Genomic DNA, 12,350 nt, shown 5'->3' on the forward strand with positions numbered 1-12,350 from the left:
CCGCTCCTCACGCAGCCGGGCGGTTGATTTCGGTCGCCTGCAGACGCCACATCATCTCCATCGTGGCGATCTCGCCCGAGGGGATGCCCATCTGCTCGGTCACCAGACGCGCGGCATTGGAGACCGCGGGCTCCGACGTCCCCTCGATCAGCAGGATCGGATCGAGGATCCGGTTCTCGCGCGGTTCGGCCGGCAACGGCGTCGAGAGCGCGGCATCGGGCTCGAGCAGGCGGGTGACGATCACCCCGTCAATGGTCGAGATGGTCTTGCCGAGATCGGCGAGCGTCAGGAGTTCGGTCGGGGTCGCCGGGCGGCCGAGCCTGACGATCGCGAGCCAGCTGCCGGCGCCGATGCCGCTTTCGGCGGTGATCGCACAGACCCGGCGGAAAGCGTCGCGCATCCGGCCGAAATTGGCGACCGACCAGGGGGTCTGGTGCGCGAAGGCCTTGCTGTATTCGGCGCTGGTGAACACGCCCATGGTCTCGGTCCTGTAGAGCCCGAGATATTTGCGCGGCGCCTGGCTCGAAATGTAACGCGTGCCGACCACGAATCCCTCGATCGCGATACGTTCCTCGACATGCTCGCGATCATACCACTTGTTGAAATCGGCCTCGAACAGCGGATCGATATTGGTCCAGACGAACAGAAGCCCCGGGCAATTCGCGTGATCGGCCATTTTCACCCTCGATAGACTGGCAAGATGGCCGTCATATCGATGCCGGGTCGGCGAAGGGTCAAACGGGATATTTTGATGGCCGGCGATAGAATTTTCCGTGTGTCAGTCGGCGGCCGCCGGCGTCGCCATCTCCGCACCGACGCCGCAGGCGAATTTCAGCGCCTCTTCGGACGCCAGCACCGCCACCACCTCCGAGGCGCGATTGGTCGGGTCGACGCGATAGCTGACGACCAGGCGCAGAGGACCGAGGCTCGCCGAACAGGGAATGACCGAAAGCATGCCGGTGGCGAGCTCGTGCCGAATGGCCGCGAGCGGCAGCACGGCCGCGCCGAAGCCTGCGGCGGCCAGCCGGATGATCGCCGCGATCGAGCTGACGCAGTGAATGGTCTTCGGATTGACGCCTTCACGCCGGCAAGTGTCGAGCAAGGCCAGATGCGGCTGCGAGCCGCGGGTCATGGTGATCAAGGGCTGTTCGGCGAGTGCAGCGAGTGTCAGCGGCGTTTCGGTTGCCGCCGCCGCGCGCGGCGGCCCGACCCAGCCCATGGGCATGAGACCGATCTCGCGGTTGCGGATCGTCTCGTCGAGCACCGCATCCGTCTGGATCGCGATGTCCATCTGGCCGCGTCGGAGATCCTCGTGCAGCCGATGGGTCGGTTCGGCCGTCAACTGGATCTCGAGCGCGCCGTGCCGGGCTTTCAATTCGTTGAGGAAGTCGATCAGCCAAGTATGCACGATCGTCTCGACCACGCCGATGCGCAAGGTACCCGTCAGCTCCGAATTGGTGCGCATGGCGGCCTGCATCTCGCTGCCGATCGCTAGCATGCGTTCGGCATAGCTCAGCAGCATGCGCCCGGCGGAGGTGAGCCGCAGTTCGCGCGGATCGCGGTCGAATAGCTTCTGGCTGAAATCCTCCTCGAGCGAGGCGATGCGGCTCGATATCGCCGCCTGGGTCAGGTTCAGCCGCTCCGCGGCGGCGCGGAAACTGCCGAGCCTGACGACCCAGACGAAGGCTTCGAGAAAGCGCGTGTTCAAGAGTCCAATCTCACTGCCAAGGCCCGGATTCTCCCCCGATCGGGGCGGGGCGTGACCGTTCTAGCACGACCGCCCCTCAAGCGAGCGATCCCAGCCCTCGCAGCGTCGTCCGCACAGCCTCATCCAGCGGCGTATGCGGCTCTTCGCCGAGCACCGCCTTCAGGCGAGCATTGCCCATGTGGAGCGGCACCTGCCAGAGATAGCGCATCTCACGCATTTCCTGGAACAGCGGTACGACCGGCGAGGCCAGCGCGATCAGCCACCAGGGAAAGGCGCCCGCCTTCAGGCCCGGCTTTCCGGCAGCCCGGCGGATCGCCCCGATCATGCCGGTGCCATCGGCGTCCCAATGACCTTCCATGTGGAACACCGCAAAGGGCGCGAGCTGGTCGTCGCGCTCAATCAGCCGCAGCATGGTCTCGGCGACATCGGGCAAATAGGCCCATTGGTGCCCGATCCCGGGCTTGCCGGGATAGCTGATGCCGGACACCGGCCGGCCCGGCTTCACCAGGCCTTGCGAGAACCAGTTGTTGGCCGCCTTGGGCCCGAAGAAGTCGCCGGCGCGGACGATCAGGACCCGGATGCCGTCGCGCGATGCGGCCTCGAGCCGGCGCTCCATCTCGACGCGAATGGCGCCCTTGCGGGTGATCGGCCTCTGTGGCGTGGTCTCATCGACCTCGGGGAAGCTGTCGGGGCCGAAATTGTAGACGGTTCCGGGCAACAGGAGGCGCGCGCCCGACGCCCGGGCCGCGGCGATGCTGTTGTCCAGCATGGGCAGCACCAGCTCGCTCCATTTGCGATAACCGGGCGGGTTGACCGCGTGGACGACCAGCGAGACATCGCGCGCCGCCGCCACGACATCGCCGCTGTGCATGGCATCGCCCTGGATCCAGGTGATGCCGGCCTGGCCTTGCGTGCCGAGCTTGGCCGGATTGCGATTCAGCGCCCTCACCTGCCAGCCGCGCGCGACGAGCCGCCTTGCGACCTCGCCGCCGATGCCGCCGGTCGCGCCCAGAACCAGCGCGGTCTTTTCGTGTGCCATCTCGTGTCTCCATCGGTTTGCTGGTGCAAGATGGGCGGCATTCCGACCAAACGAAATTGCCAAAATCTGTGGCATCGCTATACATATTTGTATGGCACAGACAGACCCGGGCTGGGATCTCTACCGCAGCTTCCTCACCGTGCTGGAAGAAGGCTCGCTGTCAGGCGCCGCGCGGGCGCTCGGCCTGGCGCAGCCCACCATCGGCCGCCATGTCGACGCGCTCGAACAGGCGCTCGGCCTGGAACTGTTCACCCGCTCCCAGCATGGCCTTTCGCCGACCGATGCCGCGCTCGAATTGCGGCCCTATGCGCAAAGCCTCGCGGCGACCACGGCCGCCCTGGTCCGGGCTGCGTCCGGCGAGCGCGAGGCCGTGCACGGCGTGGTCAGGATCGCCGCAAGCGAGGTGGTCGGCGTCGAGATCCTGCCACGGATCCTGACCGGCCTGCGCGAGCGCTATCCAGCCCTGGTGATCGAGTTGGTGTTGTCGAGCAACGCCGAGGACCTGATCCGTCGGGAGGCCGATATCGCGGTCCGCATGTTCAAGCCGAGCCAGGAGGCGCTGGTGGCGCGCCATATCGGCAAGATCGAGGTCCGGCTGCACGCGCACCGGCGCTATCTCGACCGCATGGGCACGCCCGTCGGCGTCGCGGATCTCGCCGGCCACACCCTGATCGGCTTCGATCGGGAGACGGCGGCGATCCGCAGCATGGGCCGCCGCGTCACCGGCTTCGACCGCAGCATGTTCGCGCTGCGCGCCGACAGCGACCTCGCCCAGCTCGCCATGATCCGCGCCGGCTACGGAATAGGCGGCTGCCAGGTCGGTGTCGCCAAGCGCGATCCAGCCTTGGTTCAGGTGGTGAGCGAGGCCTTCCAGCTGACGCTCGACACCTGGGTGGCGATGCATGAGGACCTGCGCTCCAGCAGCCGCTGCCGCGCGGTGTTCGACGCACTGGTCGCGGGTTTGGGGGATTACGTCAAATGGCAGAATGCGCATCTTGCCGAGAAGCCAGGCATCAAGACGGTGGCGCCGTCAGGCGTCGGGCGAGGGGCGTAGGCGCCGAGGACGGCCCCCACGCTCAAGGTCGCATGCTGCTCTATTCGGAGATGGACGTCCCCTCACCCGGCAGCTGACGCCGCCACCCTGTCGCTTTGGGAGAGGGTTGATTTATCGGCGCTTTTCGCGCTGCGCTCCGCTACGTCGAGCGCCCACAACCCCTTCCCCTTCACCTCAGCCTTTTCCGCAACTCCGCCCTGGCGACCTTTTCCAGTGTGGCGCGTCGCATGTCGTCGACGAGGTGGACCTTGAAAGGCGCCTTAAAGGCGCCGTGGGACGCGTGGTGTTCGGCTTGGGAAGCCGGGCCGCGATGACGTGCCACGGAAGGTTGACGCCTACCCACCCCAGTCTCCACGCAAAGAACTCAGCCCCCCACTCAGCTTAAATCGTCCAGCGTCATTGTATATGAAAAATCACCTACCTAAGAAACGTTAAATATCATGTTGCAACAAAACCACAAAAGCGAACAAATACAACAACGCAAATCACCCACGGCCGGTTTCCGATATATTTTCAACGATCAATACGACACCAATAGAGCCATCACATCGCACATCAGCCGAGGTCACTCCAATGATGAAACGTGTCATCGCAGCCGCCGGTTTCGCGGTGCTCGCTTTCAGCGCGCAGGCGGCCGATCTCGGCGGCCGGCCGATCTCGGTTCCCTCGGCCATCCTGAGCCTAGGCTTCAACTGGACGGGTTTTTATCTCGGCGCCACCGTTGGCGGCGCTTTCGGCACGTCGTCGCGGACGACCGATACGGTGTTCGATCCGACAGGCTATTTCGCCGCGACCAGCGTTGCCGCGATTGGCGCGCAAGGCCGGCAGTCGAAAACCACCAGCGGCTTCACCGGTGGCGTCACGGCCGGCTATAATTGGCAGTTCAACACTATCGTCGCGGGCATCGAGACTGATTTTCAATATTTCGGTCAGAATGGAACGGCGACGAACGGTGCGGTCTATCCGTGCTGCGCGCCGACCGCCTTCACCGTTCAATCGCGCGTGAGCACCAACTGGTTGTGGACGCTTCGCCCCCGTCTTGGTGTGCTCGCGACGCCAAACCTGCTGCTGTTCGTCTCCGGCGGCCTCGCGCTGACCAGCATCCGGGCCAATTTCAACTTCACCGATACGTTCGCCACGGCCGCGGAATCCGCGTCGTTCTCGAACACCAAGCTCGGTTTCGCCGTGGGCGCCGGCGCGGAATACGCGATCGCCAGCAATTGGACGATCAAGGCCGAATATCTCTACGTCAATTTCGGACGCGTCTCGACGACCAGCTCCAATCTGACGGCGTTCACGCCGGCCATCGCCTTCCCGGGCAATCCGTTCACCCACAGCGCCAATCTCAACTCGCATATCGTCCGGATCGGCGCCAATTACATGTTCTCGACAGGTGGCCCCGCGATCGCCGCCCGCTACTGATCAGCCGTCCTGCCGTCAATTGCATCGGCGGGCCGCCTTCGGGGCGGCCCGTTCTGCTTTGCCGTCCATCGGGCTGGTTGCCTGTCGTTCTTGGAAGCTGCCCCCCGGTCCCGCCTGATCGAGAGCGGGGCCGATCGGGATGAGGGCCCCTGCCCCAGGCGCAGATCAGGGCCGGCCGCCATGCGCCCCTTGTCTCTTGATCCCGGTCGGAACGCGCGCCATGTCTCGACGTTGGTCATCAGGTGCAATGGCCAGGGATCGAGCCACCATGAACGAACGCATTCACGACAATATCGACGCCAACAGGTTCGAGCTCGACCTGGGTGGTCAGATCGTCTTCGCCAACTATCGGCGCGAACCGTCGTCCATCGTGATCTTCCACGTCGAGGCACCGGTTCCCCTGCGCGGGACCGGCGCGGCCGGCCGGTTGATGGAAGGAATCGTGGCGCAGGCAAAGGCCGAGCATCGCGAACTTGTACCGCTCTGCTCCTATGCCTCGGCCTGGATGCGCCGCCACGGCCAGCCGGTCGGCCTGTCGGGCTGAGCGCGCCCCGGCGCGATCGCATCCCTGCCCGCCTGCGCTGAAATGCCGCCCCCGGCATCGGACCGCTTGCGGTTTGCCCGTCGCCTCGGCCATTGAGCTACTGCGCGTTGGCGCGGCATGTGCTCATGGGATAGGCGATCCTGGCCAGACTTCTCGACGGCAAGATCTTCGAAAAGCAGAACGTGTCGCTCGGCATCGGCATGATGCTGCTCGGCTTCTTTCTGTTTGCGGCCAATGACACGCTCGGAAAATGGCTGCTGGGCACCTTTACGGTCGGCCAGATCATGCTCGTGCGGGCGGTGGTGGGCTTGAGCATCATCGTGCCCTTGCTGTTGCGCGGCGGCGTCACCCCGATCCGCAGCCAACCGCGGCCCTGGCTGCAGCTGCTGCGCGGCGTGCTGTCGACGCTCGAAGCCTCGCTGTTCTTCTGGGCACTGAGTTTCCTGCCGCTGGCCAGCGTCATGACCTATTACCTCGCCGGGCCGATCTATGTGACCGCCCTGTCGCCCTGGCTGCTGGGCGAACATGTCGGCTGGCGGCGCTGGAGCGCGGTCGGTGTCGGCTTCCTCGGCGTCGTTCTGGCGCTGTCGCCCTCGGCCGAGAGCCTGTCGCCCGGCGCATTCTGCGCGCTCGCTGGCAGCTTCAGCTATGCCTGTTTCATGGTCGCCACGCGCAAGCTCGCCGGCACCAGCAACGCCGTTCTGATGAGCTGGCAACTCATGATCGCGCTCGCTTTCGGCATCGTCATGGTGGCCTGGCAGGGCTGGACCCCGCCCGGCCGCCTCGACGCCCTGCTGCTCCTCATCCTCGGCGTCGGCTCGCTTGCCGGCAATCTCTGCGTCAACCTGGCGCTCAAGCTGGCGCCCGCCTCGGTGGTCGTGCCCTACCAATATACCCTGATCGTCTGGGGCATCCTGTTCGGCTATCTCGTCTTCGGTGAGATCTCCGACCTGAAGACGATGGCGGGCGCCGCGATCATCGTCGGCGCCGGCCTGTTCATCTTTCTGCGCGAGCAGCAGCTCCAGCGCCAGAAGCGGCGAGAGGCAAACCTCGAGACGCCGTGACAGCCCGCCGCGCGTCCGGCGACCAGCGCCGCCTCATCGATTGCGCGAGCGGCATTCAAAACTGGGGCGCGCGCGGCTATCATGGCTGCGAGTCGATCATGGGCAGCGGTGGCGCGTGCTGTTTTCAAACAACCAACTGACCGGCCGCGCGATGGTCCTCTGGGGCTGCCTCGGCGTCGTCCTTATGGCGGCGCTGTGGATGGCGGAGTGATCCGGCCGCTCCGTTGATCCGAAGGCTGTCGCGCGCCGGGCTCACGGCCGGATCATCTGGAACAGATCGGTCGAATGGGCATACCAGCCGCTGCCATGCATGCGGCTGATGAGACCGAGCGCCGTGGCATCGATATGGCCGCGTGCGGCATCGAGCACGAATTCATCCGAGACATGGGCGCAGACGACCTCCCCTATCACGGTCAACTGGCGCGGGCCGGTGACCACGGAGGTGAGGTTGCGGCATTCGAAAGCCACCGGGCTGTCGGCGATGCGCGGTGGCGAGACCTTCTCCGACGGCATGGTGCGCAAGCCAGCGATCGCCAGCTCGTCGACCTCGGGCGGCGCGTCGACGCAGGTCGCATTCATCGCCTCCGCCATGCGGGCCGGCACCAGATGCACGACGAACTCGCCGGTCGCCAGAATATTCGCGGCTGTGTCCTTGAAGCCCTTTTGCGGGTGGCGCAGCAGGCCTAACGCCACCGTCGGCGGCTCATGGCCCATGACGTTGAAGAAGCTGAACGGCGCGGCATTGGCGACGCCCTCGGGCGAGCGCGTGGTGACCCAGGCGATCGGCCGCGGGGTCACGGTGGCGGTGAGGATCTTGTAACGAATGTCGGCCGCGAGCGCGGTCATGTCGAACAGCATGGGTCCCTCAGGCTCCGGCCTTGACGCCGCCGACCGTCGCGACCGCGGCTTTCGGCGCGATATCGACGGTGAGCTGAAACACGTCGGGCCGCGCATAGTGGCCGGTCGCGTCGAAATCGAACTTGCCGCGCGCGACCTCGTCGAGGTCGATCTCGGCATAGAGGATGGTCTCGCCAGTGAAATCCGGGCCGGCCAGCACCTTGCCGAGCGGATCGACAATGGCGCTGCCGCCGCGCATCAGCACGGTCTCGGGATCGTCGCCCAGCGCACATTCGACGTCGGCGGCATAGGCGCCGCGCCGGATATGCTGGCAGGCGGTCAGCACGAAGCACCGCCCCTCCAGCGCGACATGGCGCATGGACGGCAGCCAGGTGTCGCGATCGTCCGCCGTCGGCGCGCAATAGATGCTGATGCCCTGGCTGAACATGTGCATGCGCAGCATGGGCATATAGTTCTCCCAGCAGATCACCGCCCCGATCCGCCCGAGCGTGGTGTCGAAGACCGGCATGGTGGAGCCGTCGCCGAACCCCCAGATCAGCCTTTCCCCGGCGGTCGGCATCAGCTTGCGGTGCTTGCCGACGAGGCCCGCCTTGCCATCGAAGAACAGCACGGTGCAGTAGAGCGTGCCCAGCTCACGCTCGATGCAGCCGATCACCGCGAACAGGCCGGTCGCGGCCGTGGCCGCGGCGATCGTCTCGACCTCCGGTCCGTCGAGGTCGATCGCCTGCTCCCAATAGAGCCGGAAGGCCTCGCGGCCCTCCGGCCTGCGCATGCCGACCGGCGCGCCGAAGGAGGCGCCCTTCGGATAGCCGCCGAGGAAAGCCTCGGGAAAGACGATCAGCCGGGCGCCGGCCTTGGCCGCCTCGTCGATCAGGGTGGCGGCCTTGGCCGCGGAAGCCATGGTGTCGTCAGGGCATGATGCCGCCTGGGCGACGGCGGCCTTGTAACTGATGGTCTGGGTGCGGGTCATGGTGTCGATCCGGAATGCGAAGCGCCGACGGGAACCACGGGCCGCCGGCGGGCGGCCCGTGGCATGGGAACGTCAGGTTCAGAATTCCCTGGTCAGTTGCGGCTTGTTCGGCAGAACCAGGATGCCGACGACCAGGGTGACGGCGGTGATGACCACCGGGTACCAGAGGCCCGCGAAGACGTCGCCGACCGCCAGCGACAGATAGGTCGCGAAGAACGGCAGGAAGCCGCCGAAAATGCCGGCGCCGATGTGATAGGGGAACGACAGCGCGGTATAGCGGATATTGGCCGGGAACAGCTCGACCAGGAACGACGCCACCGGGCCGTAGATCATCGCCACCACGATGGTCATGATCACCAGCAGCAGGACGATCTTGACGGAAGCGACCTCCGCCGGGTTGGCCTTGGCGGGGTAACCGGCCTCGCTCAGCACCTTGCGATAGGCCGCGGCATCATAGCCTTGAACGGTCTTGCCCTGGACCGAAATCGCCACTGCCTGGCCTTGGACCGGCGCGGCGTAGGTGAAGTTGATGCCGCTGGCGATCAGCAGCTTCTTGGCCTGGACGCAGGGCTTGGCGTGGTCGCCGTGGGTGTTCAGGAGCGAGGCGGCGAGCCCGAAGCTGCAGGCATCGCTGGCGCTGTCGGCGTGGACGGTGACCGGCGCCGTGCGGGTCACCGCGACCAGTTGCGGGTTGCCGGCCTCCATCAGCATGGCGAACATCGGCCGGTAGCACAGCGCCGCCAGCAGCAGGCCCGCCATCATCAGCCACTTGCGGCCGATCCGGTCCGACAGCCAGCCGAACAAGATGAAGCTCGGCGAGCCGATCAAGAGGCCGATGGCCATCAGCATGTAGGAGGTCTGCAGGTCGATCTTCACCACCTGCTGCATGAAGATCATCACGTAGAACTGGCCGGTGAAATAGGACGCGCCCATGCCGGCGGTGACGCCGAACAGCGCGATCAGGATGAGGCGCAGGCTGGACCAGCGGCCGAAGGTGTCGCGCACCGGGTTCTTCGACAGGCGGCGCTCGGCCTTCATGCGCGCGAAAACCGGCGATTCATGCAGCTTGGCCCGGACATAGATCGAGAAGGCCAGCATGGCGATCGACAGGATGAAGGGAAGGCGCCAGCCCCAGGCCTTGAAAGCCTCCTCGGTCATGAAGGCCTGCGTGCCCAGGATGACGACGATCGACAGCGCGAGCCCGATCGACGAGGTGATCTGGATCCAGCCGGTCAGCAGGCCGCGCCGGTCGGCACGGGAATGCTCGGCGACATAGATGACCGCGCCGCCATATTCGCCGCCGACCGCCAGCCCCTGTACCAGCCGCAGCACCAGCAACGAGATCCAGGCGGCGTGGCCGACCGAGGCATAGCTCGGCAGGAAACCGATCAGCGCGGTGCTGCCGCCCATCATCACGATGGTGATCAGGAAGGTGTATTTGCGGCCGACCATATCGCCGATGCGGCCGAACAGGATGGCGCCGAGCGGCCGGATGACGAAACCCGCGGCCAGCGCACCGAGCGAGGCCAAAAGCGCCGCGGTCGGGTTGTCGGGCGGAAACAGCACCGAACTCATGAACACGGCGAGCGAGCCGTAGATGAAGAAATCATACCACTCGAACACCGTGCCGAGTGTCGAGGCCAGCACGACCTGCCGCTCCTCGCGGCGCGTGAAGTCGTGATCGGCGGTCGCCGTCATCGTCGTCGCATCCATTGCCATTCCCCTGATCTGGCCTTTCGAGAGCCTGCCGAAGGGTCTCCGGCTCGCCCCTTAATTCTCTATCGTCAAAAAGATATGATATTGTCAAATATCGCAAGCTTGAATTTTCGGCCGCCAGCGCCCAGACTTCCCGCACGCTCAAGACGCGACGGAAGCGTTTGATTCCAAAGGATATTCAGTGGCAGAGCCCCGCGAACCCAGAGCCCGCAAGGCTTTGGAAAAGTCGATGCCCGGCCGTGCGGCGGCCGAACCGAAACAGGCAAAGGCGGCCAAACCGCCCAAGGCGGAACGATCCGGCCGGCGCGGCATCCAGTCGATCGAGATCGGCTTCAAGATCCTCGACTACCTGCGCACCGAACGGCGCCCGGTGCCGCTCAAGATGATCGCCGCCGGCACCGGCATGTCGGCTGCCAATGTCCACTATTATCTCGTGAGCTTTCAGGCCGTCGGCATCGTCCGGCAGGAGGCCGACACCGGCTGCTACGCGCTCGGGCCCTATGCCCTGAAGCTCGGCATGGCGGCGATCGAGCAGTTCGACGTGTTCACCGCGGCCCGGCCGGTGATGGCGGAACTGGCCACCACGATCGGCCATACCGTGTTTCTCGGCGTCTGGGGCAATCGCGGGCCGACCATCGTCTATCGCGTCGAGGGCGGCAGCAGCCGGCCGATCATCGAATTGCGCGTCGGCAGCGTGCTGACCCTGCTGCGCTCGGCGCTGGGCCGCAATTTCCTGGCGCACCTGCCCGGCGACATCACCAGTGCGATGCTCGACCAGGAGTTGCTGGAAGAGCGGTCGCATGCCGCCGTCCCCAGGGCCGATGACACGCCCTCCGCCAGAGCCGAGGTGGAGGACATGGTGACGACGATCCGGCAGAACGGCATCAGTCGCTGCCGCGATGCGCTGCTCGCCAATTTCACCTCGCTCTCGGCGCCGATCTTCGACCAAGGCGGGTTCATGATCGCCGCCATCACGCTGATGGGACCGATCGGCACGCTCGACGACGACCTGAAGGGTCCGACCGCGGAAGCCCTGCGCGCCCAGGCCCGTGCCATCTCGGCCACCGCCGGCTGGGCGCCTTGATCGAAACGGGCGCGCGCCTCAGGGCACCCTTTTGGGCGGATGCCACCTCTATCCGGCGCCTTTCTGCGCCGCCACCACCAGGAAAGCCGGACGTTCGCGCTCGATGGCCAGCGCCGGCTGCGCGGCGATCTGCGCCGACGTCGGCCCCCACTCCTCGACATGGGTCAAGGTAAAGCCGAGGCCAATGAGCAGGTTGAGATAGGTCCCGATGGTCCGGTGCTGTTTGATCACGCCCTTGGCGAGCCAGTCGGTGATGCGCGGGCCCTCGGCGAGATAGCCGTCGACCGGCCAGACCTTGCGGCCGGCGGCATCAACGGTCCATCCCGGTGCCGAGGGCGCGGTATAGATCGGGTGCTCCGCCGAGAAGACCAGCCGGCCGCCGGGAACCAGCGCCCGGCTCACCTCGGCCATCAGCCGTTCCAGCTTTTCGAGATAATGGAGCGTCAGCGAGCTGTAGACCAGGTCGAAGGCAGCCGTCGGCAGCGTGATCTGCTCCAGATCCTCCCGGGCATAGCTGATCGCGCCGTCGGTGGTGGCTTGCCTGGCCTTGGCCAGCATGTTCTCGGACACGTCGACGCCGTGAACCTCGGCCGCACCGATGGCGCGGGCCGCCCGACAAAACCAGCCGAAGCCGCAGCCGAGATCCAGGACCTTGCGCCCGGCGAGGTCCGGCAGCAGGGCTTTCAGCGCCGGCCATTCCGGCGCGGCGGCGAGGCCCTCGACCGAGCGCGGCAGCTGGCTGTAACCCTCGAAAAAGGCCGGCTGATCGTAGATGTTCTGGGTCATTGTCATGCTCGCTGCGGGCCGTGGTGCCCGGCTATTGCGGTCGGGGCCGAACCATTGCCAGCCGGCTGCCGGGCGTCAAGGCGGCGATGCCGGCGCCGCCATGCG

At 66.0% G+C, this 12,350-nt stretch carries 12 protein-coding genes; 5 read left to right on the plus strand and 7 right to left on the minus strand.

Features of this window, described 5'->3' with window-relative positions:
• Positions 1-7 precede the first annotated feature (7 nt).
• The 3 genes from AC07WJ_RS26545 to AC07WJ_RS26555 all read right to left on the minus strand — a co-directional run bounded on the left by AC07WJ_RS26545 (position 8) and on the right by AC07WJ_RS26555 (position 2,747).
• Positions 8-676, minus strand: a complete 669-nt coding sequence (locus tag AC07WJ_RS26545; RefSeq protein ID WP_494937692.1) for a hypothetical protein — start codon at positions 674-676, stop codon at positions 8-10.
• A 102-nt stretch (positions 677-778) separates the two neighbouring features.
• Positions 779-1,708, minus strand: coding sequence for a LysR family transcriptional regulator (locus AC07WJ_RS26550; RefSeq protein ID WP_494937693.1), 930 nt, complete (start codon positions 1,706-1,708; stop codon positions 779-781).
• A 76-nt stretch (positions 1,709-1,784) separates the two neighbouring features.
• Positions 1,785-2,747 (minus strand): SDR family oxidoreductase, encoded by a 963-nt coding sequence (locus AC07WJ_RS26555; protein ID WP_494937694.1) that lies wholly within the window; start codon positions 2,745-2,747, stop codon positions 1,785-1,787.
• A gap of 91 nt (positions 2,748-2,838) precedes the next feature.
• Between AC07WJ_RS26555 and AC07WJ_RS26560 the strand changes: the two genes are divergently transcribed.
• The 4 genes from AC07WJ_RS26560 to AC07WJ_RS26575 all read left to right on the plus strand — a co-directional run bounded on the left by AC07WJ_RS26560 (position 2,839) and on the right by AC07WJ_RS26575 (position 6,831).
• Entirely contained in the window at positions 2,839-3,801 is a 963-nt protein-coding gene (locus AC07WJ_RS26560) for a LysR family transcriptional regulator (RefSeq protein ID WP_494937695.1), read from the plus strand.
• A gap of 573 nt (positions 3,802-4,374) precedes the next feature.
• Entirely contained in the window at positions 4,375-5,223 is an 849-nt protein-coding gene (locus tag AC07WJ_RS26565; RefSeq protein WP_494937696.1) for an outer membrane protein, read from the plus strand.
• 268 nt (positions 5,224-5,491) lie between these two features.
• Positions 5,492-5,767: a GNAT family N-acetyltransferase gene (locus tag AC07WJ_RS26570; RefSeq protein WP_494937697.1), complete on the plus strand. Its 276-nt coding sequence runs from the start codon at positions 5,492-5,494 to the stop codon at positions 5,765-5,767.
• 182 nt (positions 5,768-5,949) lie between these two features.
• The gene (locus AC07WJ_RS26575; protein ID WP_494937698.1) at positions 5,950-6,831 is read left to right on the plus strand and encodes a DMT family transporter; all 882 of its coding nucleotides are present in this window, start codon (positions 5,950-5,952) and stop codon (positions 6,829-6,831) included.
• A 252-nt stretch (positions 6,832-7,083) separates the two neighbouring features.
• Here AC07WJ_RS26575 and AC07WJ_RS26580 read toward each other — a convergent pair whose 3' ends face one another.
• The 3 genes from AC07WJ_RS26580 to AC07WJ_RS26590 form a co-directional block, all read right to left on the minus strand.
• Entirely contained in the window at positions 7,084-7,689 is a 606-nt protein-coding gene (locus tag AC07WJ_RS26580) for a flavin reductase family protein (protein ID WP_494937699.1), read from the minus strand.
• Between the two features lie 7 nt (positions 7,690-7,696).
• Positions 7,697-8,659 carry a carbon-nitrogen hydrolase family protein gene (locus AC07WJ_RS26585; RefSeq protein ID WP_494937700.1) on the minus strand — a complete coding sequence of 321 codons (963 nt, stop codon included), beginning with the start codon at positions 8,657-8,659 and terminating at the stop codon, positions 7,697-7,699.
• 78 nt (positions 8,660-8,737) lie between these two features.
• Positions 8,738-10,372 carry an MFS transporter gene (locus AC07WJ_RS26590; RefSeq protein WP_494937701.1) on the minus strand — a complete coding sequence of 545 codons (1,635 nt, stop codon included), beginning with the start codon at positions 10,370-10,372 and terminating at the stop codon, positions 8,738-8,740.
• A gap of 232 nt (positions 10,373-10,604) precedes the next feature.
• Here AC07WJ_RS26590 and AC07WJ_RS26595 point away from each other — a divergent pair, with 232 nt between their 5' ends.
• Positions 10,605-11,459, plus strand: a complete 855-nt coding sequence (locus tag AC07WJ_RS26595) for an IclR family transcriptional regulator (RefSeq protein WP_494937702.1) — start codon at positions 10,605-10,607, stop codon at positions 11,457-11,459.
• Positions 11,460-11,507: 48 nt separating this feature from the next.
• Here AC07WJ_RS26595 and AC07WJ_RS26600 read toward each other — a convergent pair whose 3' ends face one another.
• Positions 11,508-12,245, minus strand: a complete 738-nt coding sequence (locus AC07WJ_RS26600) for a class I SAM-dependent methyltransferase (protein WP_494937703.1) — start codon at positions 12,243-12,245, stop codon at positions 11,508-11,510.
• Positions 12,246-12,350 lie beyond the last annotated feature (105 nt).

It is taken from the genome of Phreatobacter sp. GW821-FHT04C01 (genome assembly GCF_059420385.1).